14 protein-coding genes are annotated in these 17,305 nt (G+C 73.9%); 4 read left to right on the top strand and 10 right to left on the bottom strand.

What is annotated here, in order from left to right; genetic code table 11:
• Window positions 1-22: 22 nt before the first annotated feature.
• The 10 genes from PS271_RS01305 to PS271_RS01260 all read right to left on the bottom strand — a co-directional run bounded on the left by PS271_RS01305 (window position 23) and on the right by PS271_RS01260 (window position 11,084).
• Window positions 23-844 (bottom strand): glycerophosphodiester phosphodiesterase family protein, encoded by an 822-nt coding sequence (locus PS271_RS01305; protein ID WP_398379311.1) that lies wholly within the window; start codon window positions 842-844, stop codon window positions 23-25.
• Window positions 811-2,001: a patatin-like phospholipase family protein gene (locus PS271_RS01300; RefSeq protein ID WP_398379309.1), complete on the bottom strand. Its 1,191-nt coding sequence runs from the start codon at window positions 1,999-2,001 to the stop codon at window positions 811-813. The genes PS271_RS01305 and PS271_RS01300 overlap by 34 nt, the downstream gene beginning before the upstream one ends.
• The gene (locus tag PS271_RS01295) at window positions 1,998-3,068 is read right to left on the bottom strand and encodes a diguanylate cyclase regulator RdcB family protein (RefSeq protein ID WP_398379307.1); all 1,071 of its coding nucleotides are present in this window, start codon (window positions 3,066-3,068) and stop codon (window positions 1,998-2,000) included. The genes PS271_RS01300 and PS271_RS01295 overlap by 4 nt, the downstream gene beginning before the upstream one ends.
• Window positions 3,065-3,967 carry a hypothetical protein gene (locus PS271_RS01290; RefSeq protein WP_398379305.1) on the bottom strand — a complete coding sequence of 301 codons (903 nt, stop codon included), beginning with the start codon at window positions 3,965-3,967 and terminating at the stop codon, window positions 3,065-3,067. The genes PS271_RS01295 and PS271_RS01290 overlap by 4 nt, the downstream gene beginning before the upstream one ends.
• Window positions 3,968-3,976: 9 nt before the next feature.
• Entirely contained in the window at window positions 3,977-5,803 is a 1,827-nt protein-coding gene (locus PS271_RS01285) for an Hsp70 family protein (RefSeq protein ID WP_398379303.1), read from the bottom strand.
• A gap of 245 nt (window positions 5,804-6,048) precedes the next feature.
• Window positions 6,049-6,834: a 3-oxoacyl-ACP reductase FabG gene (gene fabG, locus PS271_RS01280; protein ID WP_398379301.1), complete on the bottom strand. Its 786-nt coding sequence runs from the start codon at window positions 6,832-6,834 to the stop codon at window positions 6,049-6,051.
• Window positions 6,831-7,103, bottom strand: a complete 273-nt coding sequence (locus tag PS271_RS01275; RefSeq protein WP_398379299.1) for an acyl carrier protein — start codon at window positions 7,101-7,103, stop codon at window positions 6,831-6,833. Before PS271_RS01275 ends, fabG begins: the two co-directional genes overlap by 4 nt.
• Window positions 7,104-7,180: 77 nt before the next feature.
• On the bottom strand, window positions 7,181-8,149 hold the full coding sequence (locus PS271_RS01270) for a beta-ketoacyl synthase N-terminal-like domain-containing protein (protein WP_398379296.1): 969 nt from the start codon (window positions 8,147-8,149) through the stop codon (window positions 7,181-7,183).
• Window positions 8,146-9,303 carry a beta-ketoacyl-[acyl-carrier-protein] synthase family protein gene (locus tag PS271_RS01265; RefSeq protein WP_398379294.1) on the bottom strand — a complete coding sequence of 386 codons (1,158 nt, stop codon included), beginning with the start codon at window positions 9,301-9,303 and terminating at the stop codon, window positions 8,146-8,148. Before PS271_RS01265 ends, PS271_RS01270 begins: the two co-directional genes overlap by 4 nt.
• Window positions 9,300-11,084: an AMP-binding protein gene (locus PS271_RS01260; RefSeq protein ID WP_398379292.1), complete on the bottom strand. Its 1,785-nt coding sequence runs from the start codon at window positions 11,082-11,084 to the stop codon at window positions 9,300-9,302. Before PS271_RS01260 ends, PS271_RS01265 begins: the two co-directional genes overlap by 4 nt.
• A 326-nt stretch (window positions 11,085-11,410) precedes the next feature.
• On the opposite strand from PS271_RS01260, the gene PS271_RS01255 reads away from it, so the two are divergent.
• The 4 genes from PS271_RS01255 to asnB all read left to right on the top strand — a co-directional run bounded on the left by PS271_RS01255 (window position 11,411) and on the right by asnB (window position 17,190).
• Entirely contained in the window at window positions 11,411-13,123 is a 1,713-nt protein-coding gene (locus tag PS271_RS01255) for a class I adenylate-forming enzyme family protein (RefSeq protein WP_398379290.1), read from the top strand.
• Window positions 13,120-13,578 carry a hotdog fold thioesterase gene (locus PS271_RS01250; protein WP_398379288.1) on the top strand — a complete coding sequence of 153 codons (459 nt, stop codon included), beginning with the start codon at window positions 13,120-13,122 and terminating at the stop codon, window positions 13,576-13,578. The genes PS271_RS01255 and PS271_RS01250 overlap by 4 nt, the downstream gene beginning before the upstream one ends.
• A gap of 109 nt (window positions 13,579-13,687) precedes the next feature.
• On the top strand, window positions 13,688-15,169 hold the full coding sequence (locus tag PS271_RS01245; protein WP_398379286.1) for an MFS transporter: 1,482 nt from the start codon (window positions 13,688-13,690) through the stop codon (window positions 15,167-15,169).
• Between the two features lie 164 nt (window positions 15,170-15,333).
• Complete coding sequence (asnB, locus tag PS271_RS01240; protein WP_398379284.1) at window positions 15,334-17,190, top strand: asparagine synthase (glutamine-hydrolyzing); 1,857 nt, start codon at window positions 15,334-15,336, stop codon at window positions 17,188-17,190.
• The last annotated feature ends 115 nt before the right edge of the window (window positions 17,191-17,305 follow it).

The raw sequence follows: 17,305 nt of genomic DNA, 5'->3' as shown, positions 1-17,305 counted from the left end.
CACTCACGTGCCACTCACCTGCTCACCGGGCCGGCGACGGCGGATGCGACGCGTAGGCCGACGGCAGGTACCCGGAGAAGAAGACGTTGGTCACCGACTCGCGCGCCGCCCGCTCCTGCTCCGGCGAATGAACGGTCCAGCCGATGACGGGCAGCCCGCGCCGCTGCCAGAAGCGCAGGGCCCGCGACGGCAGGGCGTCCAGCTCGAAGCTGAGGAAGCCCGGCCGGCACACGGCGTTGGTGGCCATGGACCGGCCCGCCTGGCGCAGGACGGGCGGCGCGGACCTCAGGGCCCCCGCGATCTGCCCCACCGGCACCCCGGGGAGCGCGCGCCGCAACCGGAACACCGTCCGCGGGTCGAAGGACTGCACGGCGACCGGGCCGTCGTAGCGGCGGACCGCGCGCGTCACGGCCCGCTCCAGGCCGCCCGCCCCGGCGAGCCCCCAGCGGCGGACGTCCACCATGACGGGCACGCGCCCGGCCACCGCCGCGAACACCTCCGCCAGCGTGACCGGCAGGGCGGCGCCCGGCACCGACGAGGCCACCGCGCGCAGGTCGCCCAGGGTCAGGGACGTGACGGGCCGGTCGTGCCCGGACGGCAGCCGGACCGCCGCGTCGTGCACGACGGCGAGCGCGCCGTCCCTGGTCAGCTGCACGTCGAGCTCGAAGGGCACGCCGTGCGCGGCGGCGCGCCGGAACGCCGCCATCGAGTTCTCCGGCGGGCCGTCCGGGCCGCCGTGCAGGCCCCGGTGGGCGATCGGCCGGCTCAGGTGCCAGGGGAGATCCCGCACGATGGCCTCCAGGACGGACGTCACGACGGAGCCGCGGGCCGGGGCGCGTCGCACAGCCGCTGGAACGTCGCGAGCATGCGCGTCTCGGCCTGGGAGAGGGAGTTGTGCACACCGAGCAGATGGCGGAGCTCCTCGAAGCGTACCCAGGCGTCGCGGTATCCGAGCCTGCGCAGCGCCTGGACCCGGTCCGGGGAGAACGACAGCAGGCCGGTGAGCGGGCCCAGCGGACCGGGCGGGATGATGGGGACGCTGGGGCGGATGTCGATCCGGGTGACGGGGCCCGCGGGGTGCGAGCTCACGACGGCGTCCGGGTGCAGGTGGACGACCACGACGACCTCGCAGTGCTCCTGCTCGGCGAAGGCGCGCACCGGGGTGCGGTCGCCGGGCCCGCCCAGCCCGCCGTCGAGGTAGGCGCAGCCGTCGACCACGCGGGACGGGAAGATGAACGGCAGCGCGGCGCTCGCGAGGACGGCTTCCCGGATCTGGTGCTCCGGCAGGCCGTTGAGGCGCAGGATGGCGCCCTTCGCGCCGCCGAGCCACCGCAGGACCTCCATGAGGTGCCGCAGCCGCACCGGGAGGGCGGGCGTGCGGACGAGCGGGTAGGCGGCCACCCACAGGGGGCGCCCGGCCCGGATCGCCGCCGCGTCCACGGCCTCGCTGACGAGCTCTTCCAGCAGGCCGATCCGGCGGCGCAGGCCCAGCAGCCTGGGCGCGAGCAGCCGGGCCTGCCGGCCGGTGCCCTCGGCCGCCGCGCCGGCCTCGTCCAGCGGCAGGCCCTGGTCGGCGAAGGGCGTGACGCCCGAGCGGGTGGAGAAGCGCTCCCAGAACCCGGCCAGGCGCCGCGTGCCGGTCGGCAGGTCGGGGGCGCCGACCAGGACGGCGCCGTTGAGGGCGCCGATGCTGGTCCCGGCGATGGCCGCGATCTCCAGGCCCATCTCCGCGAGGTAGTCGCAGACGCCCAGTTCGTAGGCCCCCTTGGCGCCTCCGCCGGCCAGCACGAGCCCGATGCGCAGCGATCCGGGCGACGGGAACGCGGGCCGGGCCGCGGGTGCGGGGCACGGCTCCTCGGGGGCCGGCCGTGCCTTGGGCACGGGGGCGCCGGGCCCGGCGGCCACGCCGTCGGCGCGGGCCGCCCAGCCGGCGAAGGCGCGCGCGATGTCCTGCGCGCTGCCCATGCCGCCGGGGTCTTCCGCGTCTCGCGCTTCACTCACCGTGCATCACGCCCCGCACCGTCGTCCGGTCCGTCGCCATCACCCTCACTCTCGTCTTCGGGTTCCGCGTGCTTGCGGAGCCGGATCCGCCGCTGCCGCGCCTCCGCGAACTGCTCGGCCACGATGCGCCGTACGAGTTGCTCGACGCTCAGGCTGGACGGCAGGAAGAGGTCGCCGCTGCCGCTGCTGTCCCGCAGGGCGGCCCGCGCGGCGTCGCCGGGATCGGCCCCCGCCACGGCCAGCTCCGTGGCCCGCGCCAGCGCGGAGGTCAGCGGGCCGACCGCGTCCGACAGCTCGTCGGCGACGCCCAGGCCGAGGAGTTCGGCCACCATCAGCCGGTGGTTCTCGCTGGGCAGGTCCCGTACGACACCGGTGAGCATGGCCGGCACCGACTTCACGCCTTCGAACCAGGGCTCCGGCGGGTCTTGCAGCATGCGCTCGACCAGCTGCCGCTGCATGAGCGTCTCGCCGCCGGTGAAGGCGTACGTGCCGGCCGGCCCGGAGGCCACCTCGCGGGCCAGCAGCACTGCTCCCACGAGCCAGGGCAGCTCCGGGTCGGGCCGGGGGTTGCGCCAGCGCCGGGCCGAGCGGTCCAGCGCCAGCTGGGCCTCCAGCGCCGCGAGCCGGCGCTCGTGGTCGGACAGGAAGCGGCCGGTGTCGCTGGCCAGCCTGCCGAGGATCGCCCCGAGCTCGCCGATCGCGGCCGCCGACCACTGACCGGCGGCCTCGACGCGCTCGATGCGCTTCTTCGCGTCGTGTACTTCTTCCGAGACCTCGGCCACCACGAGGTCGGTCACCGTCATCCGCTCGCTCAGGTGCGTCAGCCAGCGCAGCGTGAGCTGCTGGGAGCTCAGCATCCGGTCCCGGGTGGTGCGTTCGCGGATCCGGTCGCGGCCGGTCGCCCGGCCGAGCAGGCGGGCGAAGAAGCCCTCGCGGCCGGCGGCGCGGGTGAGGTCGTTCGCGGTGTGCAGGTCGTTGGTCAGTTCCAGGAGCAGGCGGTCGTCGACGAGCGGCACGCCCCGGGCCACGGTCTCCAGGCTGAGCGAGCCGTTCCGCGGCGGCGTCACGGCGCCTCGCCCGGGGCCAGGAAGACGAAGGCCTTCAGGTGGTTCTCCGGGGCCTCGCCCTGGACGGCGTAGGCGGGTGCGACGAGGAAGCCGGGGACGCCGGTGTCCTGCCGGTTGTAGGCCTGGTACTCGCCCTCGGCGAGGGCGGTGACGTCGGTGTCGAACAGCAGGGTCGCGGGCAGCTCGACGGCGGCCATGTCGCGGACGATGCCGTTGGCCGCGTCCACGACCTTGTGGAGACGGGGGTCGGCGCCCTCCGTCTCGTAGCCGCGGTGGGCCAGCGCGGACTGCACGCTCTCGGCCGTGGCCGGAGTGCTCTGCTGGGGCGCCGCGAAGAGCATCTGCACGGTCTCGCTGACGGCCCGGGCCCGCGCGGCCGGCAGGCCCCCGGCCATCTGCTCCCACTGCCGGGCGTCGGCGGGGCACAGCTCGCGGGCGAGGTTGCGCAGGTCCTGGTCGACCAGGCGCTGGTAGCGCTCCTTGATCTGCGAGTGTCTGCGGTGCATGTCGCTGGGGGCCTCGCCGGTGGCGATGGCGTCCCGGACGCCCGCGGAGCGCAGCCGGTCGAGCAGGACCTCGGCCTGCCGCAGCCGCTCCTCCAGGTGGTCCACCCGGTGGGCCATGGCGCTCACGCCGTCGGAGACCCGGACCACCGTGTCCCGCAAGCGGGTCAGGTCGGTCTGCGAGCCGCCGCTCCTTCTCGCCTTCGCGGTCTGCTGCTCGGCCGTCGCGTCCACGCTGTGCTGCCAGGACTCCACCGCGGCCAGCCGCTGCTGGAGGTCGTGCAGCTGGCCGAGCCACCACTCCTGCGAGTACTGGCCGCCCGCCGCCTGTATGGAGGGGGCGGCGGGGTGCGGCTCGTTGGGCGCCTCGTGGTCGTTCCACCCGTAGTTGTACATGGTCCTGGCTCACCTTCCCTGCGGGGTGTCGGGCCGGTCGGTGCTGCCGCGGCCGTACAGGTCGTCGAAGGCGACCTCGGCCCGGCGGGCGGCCCCCGACCGGCGGTCGCAGACCTCCACTTCGATCTCGGTGGTCCCGAACGAGAAGGCGACGTCCAGGGAGCGCTCGCTCGTGGGGAGGCCCACCGACCCCGAGATGTCGGGGACGACCTTTCCGATGGCCTCGCAGCCTTCCTCGTCCGTATAGCCGGGGTCGTGCGCGTACGTGGCGTGGATCGTCACCTGGACCGTCGTCCATTTCGGGAACACCGCGACGGTGCTCACCGCCTTGTGGTCCGCCGGCACGAGGTCGCCGCGCCGGGCCATGATGACGAACCGGTCGTTGCACTTCTCGTTGCCGTCGTCGTCGATGAAGAACTTCTCCTGCGGGTCGATGCCGTGCCGGAACGGCATGCTGCACCCGAATCCGTAGGTGTACTTGGAGCGGCGGCCCCAGATGATGGACGGGTCGTAGGCGAAGTGCACGGCGCCGCCGAGCACGGCGACGGCCGGGTCCATCGGGGTGATCACGCGCACTTCGTGGCCGAAGCGCTGGGCGATGCGGTCCCGGAGGTACGTCGAGCGCGCGAATCCGCCCACCAGCAGCATTTGTTCCCGCCCGACGGCCGGCCCGTCGCCGGCCGCGGCGGCCCGCTGCCGCTCGATGGTGGAGAGGATCGGGCGCACCACGGATTCGAAGAGCGTGGTGACCTCGTGCGCGGTGATCTCGATGTAATGGGTCTCGCCGGAGGCGAGCACGGTGAGCCGGGTCCGGGTTCCCGCGTCGAGGGCGTCCCAGATCTTGCCGGGAATGCTGATGAGCACCGTGTCCGTGATGACCGGTGTGCCGTCGGCGGCGGTCTCGGAGACGAGCCGGACCTTCTCGGTCTCCCATTCCGTCTCCAGCTGCCCGACTTCCTTGGGGAAGGCCGCGATCAGCTGCTTGAGCTGCTGCTCGCCGAAGCGGTCGGCGAGGATGTCCGTCACGAAGGCGTGGTTGACGTAGGCGGAGCCGAGGCGGTCGCCGTCGGCGACGCGGGTCTCCTTGAGCTGGCCGGGGCCGACGCCCTCGGCGCGGATCTGGTAGCTGGTGATGTCGACGGTGCCGCCGCCGCAGTCCACCACCATGAACCGGCTGCCCGGGGTGTCGACCTCCAGCTGCCCCTCCGGGCGGTCCGGGCCGAGCACCGTGCCCGCGTTGAGCGCGCAGTAGACGGCCGCGGCCTCGGGCTCCTGCACCAGCAGTAACTGCTCGGCGTCCCCCGGCAGCCCCGCGGAGACGGCCGCCGTCCGCATGAACTGCCGGTCCGCCTCGGTCCACATGGCCGGAATGGTGAGACACCAGCGGATTTCATCGGCGGTATAAGCGGCGCCGCCGACGGCATAGCGGCCGATCTGGTCCAGCGCGGCCGCGCGCACATGCGTGAGCATGGCGGTGACGAGACCCTTTACCGCATCGCGGCGGGCGCCCGCGAGGCTGCCGAGGAATTCCGGGATGTCGGACTTTCCCTCGCGCCCGTGAATGGCCATCTTGAACTTGCTGGCGTAGCCGAAGTCCTGGGGGTTTCCGCGGGCGAGTTCGCGGTCCCAGGCATTGCGCGCCTTTTCTCCGAATTTCACCGGGTCGCCGGCCCGGTTCACGAGGACGGCGCTGAGGTCCTTCGGGTAGGTGTGGCCTCCCGATTGCGTGAACGGCTGGTAGACCACGACCCGGTGCCCCGCCGCGTCCTGGAGTGCAGAAACGGTCGCCCAGGCGAACCCGGTGCCGTGCGTCCCGAAATCGATCGCGACGATCACCTTGGGTTTGAAAATCGCACCACGTGTTGACGGCGTCATGGGTCCCCCGAGCTCCGCACAGTTGCCGACAGGTGCTTGAGGGTACACGTCACCGTGGGTGGCGGGGAGCCCATTGGCGGAATGGATTCCGCCGCCGTGCGGCGGGGCGCCGGGAATCGATTTCCTTGCTGGCGGCACCTATTGGCGAAAGCTCAGAAGAAGCTCAGGAAGCTCAGGGGAAGCCCATAGATATATCCGTGCGATCTTTACCCCGGCAGGCCTCCGTTGATCTCCACGACCTGCCCGGTGATATACGCGGCACGGTCCGACACGAGGTAGGCGACCAGATCGGCCACCTCCTCCGGGGTCCCGGCCCGGCCGAGCGGGATCTGCTCCAGATGGCGCTTCGCGACCGCCTCCGGCAGGCCCGCCGTCATGTCCGTCGTGATCAGGCCCGGGGCGACGACGTTGGCACGGACGCCGTACTTCCCGCCTTCCCTGGCGAGTGAGCGCGTGAAGCCTATGATGCCGGCCTTGGAGGCGGCGTAGTTGGTCTGCGCCGCGCTGCCGTGGACACCGGCGACGGAGGACAGCGTGACGATCGCCCCCTTGCGGCGCTTCATCAGCGGGAAGACGGCCGCGCGGCAGACGTGGTACGTGCCGTGCAGGTTGGTGTCGATGACCTCCCGCCACTCCTCGTCGGCCATCAGCGCCAGCGGCCGGTCGCGGGTGATCCCCGCGCACGTGACCACCGCGTCGGGCGGCCCCAGCTCGCGTACGGCGTCGGTGACGAACTCCCGGGCCGCGCCGGCCTCCGCCACGTCCGCCTGCCGGGCGAGCACCCGGGCGCCCGCCTCCCGGGCCGCCTTCGCGGCGGCCTCCGCGGCGTCCGCGGCGGACCGGTAGCAGAAGGCGACGTCGTAGCCGTCCCCGGCCAGCCGCGCCACCACCGCCCGGCCGATGCCGCGCGAGCCGCCGGTGACCAGGGCCACCGGCCGCCGCGCGGCACCGCCCGCCGCCTCGCCGCGCACGGTGCGGGCCGCCGCGCTCATGCCGCGGACCGCCCCGCGACCCGGTCCCGTACCAGCTCGCTGATCAGCCGGAAGGTCCCCAGGTCCGCGAGGTCGGAGTCGTCGACGCGGATGCCGTACTGCTCCTCGATGCGCACCGCGATCTCCAGGGAGATCAGCGAGTCCACGTCGAGGTCCTCCTTGAAGCGGGCGTCGTCGGTGACCTCCTCGACGGGCAGTTCGAGGGCCTCGGCGACGACGGCGCGGAGCTCTTCGACGTCGAGGGTGTTGACCGTGGGCTGAACGGACATGGCGGTGCCTCCGGTTCGGGGATGTTTCCGGGATGCTTCGGGGGTGTGAGGGCTGGTCAGAAGTGCTCAGGTACGGGTCAGGGTGCGGTCAGCAGGAGCGCCGCGGCGGCGTCGTCCGCCGGGCCCCCGGCGAAGGCCAGGACGGCGGCGTCCTCGTCCGGCCGGCGGTCGAAGTGCGCGACGGCCGCGGCACACTGGAGCACGCCCAGAGCACCGGAGCACCGGCCGAGCCGCCCCGTGAGGTCGAAGGCGGGAGCGCCGCCGGGGGCGCCGCAGCTGTCCTCGCCGGGCAGCCACAGGCTCACGGAGGCGGGGGAGCGGCCGGCCAGGGCCGCGGTCACCGCGGCCGACGGGTCCGCGCCGCGCGCGTACGCCCCCGCGCCGATGACCGCGCGGGCCCGGGCGCCGCGGTCCCGGGCCTCCAGGACGAGGGCGGCGGCGCCGTCGAACACCGGCTCGCCCAGCAGCTTGGTGACGGCGTCGCCCGACGGCTCCACGCCGATGACGACGGCGGTCTCCGCGCGGCCCGCCGCGATGAGCCCGCGCGCCCAGTACACGGCGTCGAGCCCGCTGCCGGGCCCGTTGCACAGGGTGAGGCTGGGGCCGCGCAGGCCGTGGCGCATGGCCACGGACCCGGCGATGACGTTGCTGGACGTCTGGGGCAGGCCGAGGGGGCTCAGGCCGGTCACGGTGTCGCGGGCGATGACGTCGGCGAACGCGCAAACGCTGTCGAGGATGCCGAAGTTGGAGCTGACGACCACCGCGGTGGTGTCGCCGTCGCCGGTGAAGGCCTTGCCGTCGTGCAGGCCGGCGTCGCGCAGGGCCGGTTCGGCGGCGCGCAGGGCCAGGCGCGAGGCGCGGTCCTTGTGCCGCATCTCGCGGCCCGTGAGGCCCGTGTGCGGGTCGAAGCCGCCCTCGCGGACGGCGCCGAGGAGCTCGTCGGGAAGGGTGATGCCGGGGACGGCGAGGCCCACGCCGGAGACGACGACCTCGGGGTTGCCGGACGCACGGGACGCACGGTGCGCGGTCTGCGCGGCACTGGTCATCGGACTGCCTCCACTATCGCCGCGGCGTTGATCCCGCCGAAGCCGAACGCGTCGATCTGGGCGAGGCCGAGGCCGGCCGTGGCCGCCGTGTCCCGGACGAGCCGCAGCCCGGCGGCCTCCTCGACCGGGTCGGTGAGCCCGAGCACCGGCGGCACCGTGCCCTGCCGGAGGGCGAGCGCGGCGACCACCAGGCTCAGCAGGCCCGAGCCGCCCAGCGTGTGCCCGGTCATGGACTTCACGGCCGTCATCAGCGGCCCGCCGTCGCCTCCGCCGTCATCAGCCGCGAAGACCTGCGCGAGCACGCCGGCCTCGGTCGTGTCGTTCTTCGGGGTGCCGCTGCCGTGCAGCATGACCAGGTCGATGTCCTCGGCGGCGACCCCGGCCCGCCGGTGGGCGTCGCGCACCACGCGGGTGATGCCCTCGGGGTCGGGGGCCGTGGGGTGGTGGGCGTCGCAGTTGATGCCGACGGCCCGCACGCGTGCGTGCACGCGCCGGCCGGGATCCGGTGCGGCCGGGGCGCGCTGGACGACCACCGCCACCGCGCCCTCGCCCATCAGCATGCCCTTGTGGGAGCGGTCGAACGGGCGCAGCGCGTCGGGGATGTCGTTCTGCACCCGGTCCAGCGTCCCGAAGGCGCTCTCGCCGATCGCGTCCGTGCCGGCCACCACGACGGTGTCCGCGGCCCCCGCCTCGATCAGGTCGGTCGCCATGGCCAGCGCGTAGAGGGAAGCGGCGCAGGCGTTGGCGAACGTGTACGTACGGGTCGCGCCGAACTCCGCCCGCAGGGCGGTGCCGAAGTGCAGGTCCGAGGGGGTCAGCGGGGCGCCCTCGCGCCACCACAGCTCGGCGCTGCGCTGCTCCTGGAGGGTCGTGCCGACCAGGACCGGGACGTCCGCGAGGTCGTGGGGGAGCCCCGCGTCCGTGAGGGCCTGGGCGGCGGCCTGCCGCAGCCAGCGGGTGGCCCGGCCCGGCTCGTCGGCGCCCGGGCGGGCGCGGTCGTCGATCTCGTAGGCCTGCCGGGCCCGGTACTTGGCGGTGTCGAAGGCGCGCAGCCCGGCGAGTCCGCTGCGGCCCGCGCAGAGCGCGGCGAAGATCTCCTGCGGGGTGCCGCCGATGCTCGCGACCGCTCCCATGCCGGTGATGTCCCAGGTCATGACTGTCCTATCCGCTCGCGCAGCCGGTAGGCGGCGAGCTTGCCCGTGGCCGTCGCCGGCAGGGCGTCCACGAATTCGAAGCGGCCGGGCCGCTTGTACGGGGCGAGGCGGGTGCGGACGCAGGCGCGGATGGCGCGCCGGACCGCGTCCCGGTCGGTGCCCTCGGCGGTCACCGTGAACGCCACCGAGCGCTGGAGGCCGTCGGGGTCCGGGACGCCGACGACGACGCAGTCGGTGACGCCGTCGATCGAGCGGACCACGTCCTCGATCTCGCGGGGCACGACCTTGTAGCCGCCGAGGTTGAGGATGTCGTCGGCCCGGCACAGGTACGCGATGCTGCCGTCGGGGTTCCGGCGGACGACGTCCCCGGTGTACGCGCCGCCGTCGCCGAACGTGGCGGCGTCGGCGTCCGGGCGGCCGACGTAGCCGAGGGAGACGGTCGGCCCGGCGATGTGCAGCCGGCCGTCGGTGCCGTCGGGCACCGGGCGGCCCCGCTCGTCGCGGACGGTCACGGTCACGCCGGGGACGGGCAGACCGGCCAGGCCGTGCAGCGCGCGGTCCGCGGGCGTCGCGATGGCGACGTGCATGACCTCGGTCGCGCCCAGGCAGTTCATGACGTGCGCGCCGAAGGCCGCCTCGATGCGCCGGCTCAGGGCGGCCGGGCAGTGCTCGCCGGCGGTCAGGCACAGGCGCACGGACGACAGGGCCCCGGGATCCGGGCGGCCGCCGTGCGCCGCGTCGAGGAGGCCCGCGTACAGGCGCGGCACCGAGCACAGCACGGTCGGCCGGTGGCGGCGCAGGGCGGCGCTCACCGACAGCGGGTCCACGGCCCCGCGCAGGACGACGGCGCTCGCCCCGGCCGCCAGCGTGCACAGTACCGAGCTGCCGAAGCCGTAGCCGAACGACATCCGGGCGGTGGACAGCACGACGTCGTCGGGCCGCAGCCCGAGCACCGCGCCGTACCCGTCGAGCATGGCGTGGATCCCGGCGGCGGAGTGCCGTACGCCCTTGGGCCGGCCGGTGGAGCCGGAGGTGTACTGGATCAGTGACTCGGCGCCCGCGGGGCGGTGCGCGGGCGGGACGGGTACGCGGGTGCTCGCCGGCCCGGGCCCGGCCGCCAGCCCCTCCCGCACCTGATCGCCCGTCAGCCGGGGGAGGGCGGCGAACGCCTCGTGCAGGGATGCCTGCTGGGCGGGGCCGGTGTCGAGGTGGACGACGGCCGCGCCGCAGTCGGCGGCGATGAACCGGATGTCGTCGTCGCCGAGCATCGGACTCACCGGCACCGGCACGCACCCGTGCCACCACAGCCCGAGGACGGCCACGGCCGTGGCCACGGAGTCCTCGGCGACGATCAGGCTGCGGCTGCCGGCCGGCACGCCCCGCCCGGCCAGGGCCCGGGCGTAGTCCTGCGCGGCCTCGTGGAGGCGGGCGTACGAGACGGTGCCGGCGTCCGGGTCCGTGTACGCGGTCCGCTCGCCGTGACCGGCGGCGACGTGGGTGCCGAGCAGGCGGTCCACCAGGTCTCCCGCGCGCGGGGCCTTGGCGGCGAGCAGCTCCGCCGCGTCCCGGACGCTGTCCATCCCCGCCGTCTCGTCGTCGCCGAGCGCGACCCCGAAGGTCTGCTCGATGCGTGCCGCGATCTCCACCTTCTCCAGGGAGTCGACCTTGAGCTCCTGGTGGAACGAGGCGTCGGTCCGTACGTCCGCCACGTCGAGGTCGAGGACGAACGCCACGATTTCGCGAAGCCGGTCGCCGGTATCGCCGGTATCGGATTTCCGCACAGGTGGCACTGTGTACTCCTTCTCGGGAACGTACGGCTACCGGTCTCCACGGATTCCGGAGCGCGCCGGAGGACTTTCCCGAACATAGCCACGGGCCTGTGACGGCCGAACCAGCGGCCGGGGAGTCCGTCAAGTGGAATCCGCTCCGGCCCCGCCCCCCTACTCCCCGTGGCGCGGGGCGACTTGACGGGCTATCCCGCCTCCGTTGGCGGGCCTCCGGACGGCGCGCCTAGCGTCGCCTCCGGTGGGCCCGCCCAGCGGACTGCCATGTTCCGGCACCCCCCACACCGCATGCCGACCGTCCCGAATCCGAGGCCAGGTGAATGATGCCGCTCACTTCGCACACCCTGCTCCCGCCGGAGGCCCGCCTGCGCCTCGTGGACCACCCCGGCCTCGGCGGCGGCAACGCCTGGCGCGCCGCCGCCGCGGTCAACCCCGCCGCCGACCTGCCGCTCATCGCCGCCGACGTGCCACTGCTCAACACGGACGGCTGGCAGCAGAGCGAGTTCAGCCTCCGCCAGCTCGACGACCTCGCCGAGGCGTGGGCGGCCTGGTACCACGACCGGGGCGTGCGGCCCCGCGACCGCGTCGCCGTCTACATCGAGGACTCCTTCGAGGACCACCTCCACCTCGCCGCCCTCGCCCGCATCGGGGCGATCGCCGTCCTCATCAACGGCCGGATGAAACCGGAGCTCGCCCTCGGCCTCATCCGCCGCACCGCCCCCGTCGGCATCTACACCGACGCGCCCCGGCTGGCCCTCTTCGCCGGCCGCGAGCGCGAACTGCCCGTCGTCCGCTGGACCTGCACCCGCCAGGACGTCGGCATCCTCGGCAAGCGCACCCTGCCCGCCGGGGCCGAGTACCGCCACGGCGCCGACGACCCCGTCGTCATCTGCCACTCCTCGGGCACCACCGGCAACCCCAAGCCGGTCGTCTGGACCCACGCGCAGAGCGTCGCCGGCGCCCGCTACCGGCTCGTCAACCCGCCCGGCCCCGAGGACTCCGTCGTCCTGGCCGCCTACCCCCAGTCCCACTCCAGCGCCATCGCCTTCACCCTCCTCTCCGTCCTCGGCGGCCTGCCCACCGTCGCCTGGTCCGACCCCACCGGGCCCGGCCTCGCCCGCGGCTGCGCCACCTACCGGCCCGGCGTCGTCCTCGCCTTCAACGAGGCCCTCGCCCACCTCGCCACCCACCACCACCCCGACCCGGCCGACTTCACTTCCGTACAGGTGTGGGTCAACCTCGGCGACTGCGGCCACGACGCCCACATGCGGCGCCTGATGGAGCTCGGCCACACCGTCGTCGAAGGCGGCGGCACGGTGCCCGGCTCGGTCATCGACGACGGGCTCGGCTCCTCGGAGCTCGGCTGGGCGGCCCTGCGCCGCGAGATCACCCCGGCCAGCCCGCCCCGCGCCCGCCACCTCGGCCGCCGCGTCCCCCTCTCCGAGGTCGCCGTCCTGCGCGAGGACGGCAGCCACGCGGACCCCGGCGAGGTCGGCCTGCTCGGCGTCCGCGGCGACTCCATCGCCCGCGGCTACTGGAACGACTCCGACACCACCTACCGCTCCACCCTCGCCGGCTACTGGCTCTCCGGCGACCTCGTCCACCGCACCGAGGACGGCGAGTACTTCCACGTCGACCGCGCCGTCGACCGGATCCGCACGGACGCCGGCGACGGCTACTCGGCCCTGATGGAGGAGGAGATCCTGCTGGGCCTGGACGAGGTCGCCGACTGCGCGGTCGTCGCCGGGCACGACCAGGACCGTACGGTGCCCGTCGCCCTCGTCCGGCTGTTCGGCGGCGGCGGGGACGCCGCGGACCTGCTGCGCCGGGCCAACGCCGTCCTCGACCGCATCGGCCAGCCCCGGCTCGCCCTCCTGGAGATCGCGGCGTCTCCCGCGGACATCCCCCTCGGCCCCACCGGAAAGGTCCTCAAGCGGCAACTGCGCGAGAAGTACCTGTCCCTGCACACCTACCGGCCGGTGGACCCGGTGGCCGTCGCTACGGCACCCGCCGCGGAGGCGGTGACCGTCCGATGACCACCGCCGCACCCCGCACCCCCCGCCTCCTCGACGCGCCCCCCGAGGACCCCGTCGCCTGGATCAACGCGGCGGGGGAGGACACCCTCGCCGGCCGGATGGGCATCACCTTCCAGGAAGCCACCCCCCAGCGGCTCGTCGCCACGATGCCCGTCGCCGGGAACACCCAGCTGTACCGCATGCTCCACGGCGGCGCCTCGGCCGTCCTCGCCGAGTCACTCGGCTCCATCGGCGCCGTCCTGCACGCCGGCGAAGGCCACATCGCCGTCGGGGTCGACCTCAACGCCACCCACCACCGGGCCGTGCGCACCGGCACGGTCACGGGCGTCGCCACCGCGCTCCACCTCGGCCGTACGACGGCGACCTACGAGGTCGTCATCTCGGACGAGGCGGGGCGGCGGGTGTGCACCGCCCGCATCACCTGCGCCGTCCACGGCCGGCGCAGGGACCGCTGACACCCCCCGCACCGATACGCCTCTCTTCGTTCCCTTCCGTCCATCCCGTCCCGACCACAGGTCCGCGAACCGCGCCGGCCGCCGCACGCGCCCGGCGCCGAGGAGCCCCATGACCGACCAGCTCGCCCCGCCCTCCGTGGCGGAGGCCTCGACCAAACCGACCGTACGCACCGGACCTATCCTCCTCGTCCTGCTGTCCGCCATGTTCTTCGCCCAGTTCGACTTCTTCGTGGTGAACGTCGCCGCGCCGTCGCTGGAGGAGAGCATCCACGCGGGGCCCGCCGCCCTCGAACTCGTCGTCGGCGGCTACGCCTTCGCCTACGCGGCCGGCATGATCACGGGAGGCCGGCTGGGCGACAAGTACGGCTACCGCCGGCTGTTCGTCATCGGCACGATCGCCTTCGGCATCACCTCGCTGCTGTGCGGCATCGCCGCTAACCCCGAGCAGCTCGTCATCGCCCGCCTGGCCCAGGGCCTGTCCGGCGCGATCATGGTCCCGCAGGTGCTCGCCGTGATCACGGCGGACTTCCCCGACGAGCGCAAGCCCAAGGCCATGGCCTGGTACGGCGCCGCCGCCGGTCTCGGCTCCATCGCCGGCCAGGTCCTCGGCGGAGCACTGATCGCCGCCGACTTCGCCGGTCTCGGCTGGCGGAGCATCTTTCTTATCAACGTCCCCTTCTGCGTGGTCATCGCCGCCGCCGCACTGCGCGTCCTGCCCGCGCAGACGCAGCGCCGCAGCGTCGGCCTGGACCCCGTCGGGGCGTTCGGCGTCTCCCTCGCCCTCGCCCTGCTGCTCGTACCGCTGACCATGGGCCACAGCGCCGACTGGCCGGCCTGGACCTGGATCTGCATGGCCCTGGCCGTCCCCGTCGCGGCCGTCACCCTGCGCTGGGAGCAGACCCTCCGGCGCCGCGGCGGCGACCCCGTGCTCGTCTTCCCGCTGTTCCGCAGCCCGTCCTTCCGCGGTGGCGTGATCGCGAGCGTCGCGTTCATGGTCTACTTCGGCAGCTTCATGTTCACGCTGACCCTGCTGCTCCAGTCGGGCCTGGGGCTCGGCCCGTTCCAGGCGGGCCTCGTGTTCTCCCCGATGGGCATCCTCTTCACCGCCACCTCGATGATCGGCGGCAGGCTCACCAACCGCTGGGGCATGAGCGCCCTCGTCGTCAGCAGCGCGGTGATCGCCCTGGGCCTGGTGGCCCTGGCCGTACGGCTGTACGCGGCCGGGCCCGGCACCGGCCTGCCGTGGATCGTGGCGTGCCTGTGCCTGATCGGCGCCGGCAACGGCGTCGTGCTGCCCGCCCTGTTCGGTGCCGCGCTGATGCGGGTCCGGGCCCAGGACGCCGGCATCGCCTCGGGCATCCTCACCACCACCCAGCAGTTCGCCAGCGCGGCCGGCGTCGCCGTCATCGGCGCGGTGTTCTTCGCCGTCGCCGGCAAGCACGCCACCGACGCGAGCTGGGCCGACGCCATGGCCTGGGCCACCGCGATCAGCGTGCTGATGGTCCTCGTCGTGATGTGGATGACCTGGACGTTCCGCCGCTTCGCGGGCAACGGCGAGCAGCCCGCCGAGGTGCCGGCCGCGCACGTCTGACCGCTATCACCAGGGCACCGCGGGGGTGCGGCTCTTCCGCGAGGAGGGCCGCGCCCCTCTCCCGGCCCCATGAGGCAAGACCCCTCATCCCATGAGACAGACCTCTCACCCCACGAGGCAGACCCCTCATCCCACGAGGCACACCGACAGGAGGCACACACGCCATGTGCGGAATAGCAGGATGGGTCTCGTACGACCCGGCGCACCCCGTGACCGCCGCCACCGCCGACGCGATGACGCACACCATGGCGTGCCGCGGCCCGGACGCCCACGGCCTGTGGCTGGACGCCACGGCCGCCCTCGGCCACCGCCGCCTCGCCGTCATCGACCCCGACGGCGGCAGACAGCCCATGACGTACGACCACGGCGGCCGCACCGTCCTCGCCCTCACCTACAGCGGCGAGGTGTTCAACTTCCGCGAGCTGCGCGCCGAGCTCGAAAGCCACGGGCACGTCTTCCGTACGCAGAGCGACACCGAGGTCGTCCTGCACGCCTACCTCCAGTGGGGCGAGGACTTCACCGAGCGCCTCAACGGCATGTACGCCTTCGCTCTGTGGGACCCGCGCACCGAGGAACTCCTGCTCGTCCGCGACCGCATGGGCATCAAGCCCCTGTACTACTTCCCGCTTCCCGGCGGCGGCGTCCTCTTCGGCTCCGAGCCGAAGGCCGTCCTCGCCCACCCGGCCGTCCGCCCCGCCGTCGACGCCGAAGGCCTCGCCGAACTCGTCGCCTTCACCAAGACGCCCGGCCACGCCGTCTACAAGGGCATGTACGAACTCCCGCCCGGGCACACCCTCCGCGTCCGGCGGAGCGGCACCTGCCTGCGCCGCTACTGGGCGCTGGAAGCCCGCGAGCACACCGACGACCTCGACACCACCGTCGCCCGTATCCGCGAGCTCCTCGAAGACATCATCGCCCGGCAGATGGTCGCCGACGTCCCCCTCGGCACCCTCCTCTCCGGCGGCCTCGACTCCAGCGTCATCACCGCGCTCGGGGCCCGGCAGCGCACCGCCGAAGGCGGCGCGCCCGTCCAGTCGTTCGCCCTCGACTTCGCCCGCCACGCCGAGAACTTCACGGCCGACGACTGGCGCGGCACCCGCGACTCGCCGTACGCCGACCTCCTCGCCCGGCACGCCGGCACCGACCACCGGGTCGTCACCCTCCCGCCGTCCGCGCTGCTCGACCCCGAGGCCCGCGAAGCCGTCATGCGCGCTCGCGACCTGCCCTTCGACCTCGGCGACGGCGACACCTCCCTCTACCTGCTGTTCAAGGCGGTCCGCGAGCAGTGCACCGTCGCCCTGTCCGGCGAGTCCGCCGACGAGGTCTTCGGCGGCTACCGCTGGTTCCACCACCCCGACTCCGTCGCCGCCGACACCTTCCCCTGGCTCGCCCCGCCCTTCGGCACCGGCATCTCCGGCCCCGGCAGCGGCCCCGGCGAGGCCCTCCTGGACCGCGGGCTGCTGGAGAAGATCGACCTCCAGGGGTACCGGGCCCAGCGCTACCGGGACGCGCTGGCCGGGGTACCGCGCCTGCCCGGCGAGACCGGTCTCGAACGCCGCATGCGCGAGATCGGCCACCTGCACCTCACCCGCTTCGTCCAGTGGATGCTCGACCGCAAGGACCGCGCCAGCATGGCCGTCGGCCTGGAGGTCCGCGTCCCCTTCTGCGACCACCGCCTCGTCGAGTACGTCTTCAACACCCCCTGGGCCATGAAGACCTTCGACGGCCGCGAGAAGAGTCTGCTGCGCGCCGCCACCCGCGACGTCCTCCCGCCCGAGATCGCCGACCGGGTCAAGGCCCCGTACCCCACTACGCGCGACCCGTACTACCTCGACGGGCTGCGCGCCGCGCTCAAACGCGTCACCGAGGGCCCGGACTCGCCGGTCCGCCCGCTCCTCGACGGCCCCTCGCTGGCGGCGGCCACCGCCGACGATCCGCAGCCGGGCTACCGCACCGGCACCGAACTCGTCCTCGCCCTGGACTTCTGGCTGCGCACGCACGAGGTGTCACTGGAGTTCTGACCCGCTGCCGGCTCGCTGCCGGGCCGCTGCCGGCTCGCGCAAGTCGGCCAGTTGTCGACTGCCGGACGGCACGCCGTGCCAGGACACTGCCGGATGAATCCCATGGCCGAGTACC

The organism is Streptomyces sp. SCA2-17, from assembly GCF_044336695.1.
Note: the sequence above shows the minus strand (reverse complement) of the source record. Positions and strands in the feature narration are given on the sequence as shown.

Coding starts and splice junctions, on each gene's coding strand:
- PS271_RS01255 (WP_398379290.1), top strand. CDS start 11,411: ATGCCGCTCACTTCGCACACCCTGCTCCCGCCGGAGGCCCGCCTGCGC.
- asnB (WP_398379284.1), top strand. CDS start 15,334: ATGTGCGGAATAGCAGGATGGGTCTCGTACGACCCGGCGCACCCCGTG.
- PS271_RS01245 (WP_398379286.1), top strand. CDS start 13,688: ATGACCGACCAGCTCGCCCCGCCCTCCGTGGCGGAGGCCTCGACCAAA.
- PS271_RS01275 (WP_398379299.1), bottom strand. CDS start 7,103: ATGTCCGTTCAGCCCACGGTCAACACCCTCGACGTCGAAGAGCTCCGC.
- PS271_RS01270 (WP_398379296.1), bottom strand. CDS start 8,149: ATGACCAGTGCCGCGCAGACCGCGCACCGTGCGTCCCGTGCGTCCGGC.
- PS271_RS01250 (WP_398379288.1), top strand. CDS start 13,120: ATGACCACCGCCGCACCCCGCACCCCCCGCCTCCTCGACGCGCCCCCC.
- fabG (WP_398379301.1), bottom strand. CDS start 6,834: ATGAGCGCGGCGGCCCGCACCGTGCGCGGCGAGGCGGCGGGCGGTGCC.
- PS271_RS01290 (WP_398379305.1), bottom strand. CDS start 3,967: ATGTACAACTACGGGTGGAACGACCACGAGGCGCCCAACGAGCCGCAC.
- PS271_RS01265 (WP_398379294.1), bottom strand. CDS start 9,303: ATGACCTGGGACATCACCGGCATGGGAGCGGTCGCGAGCATCGGCGGC.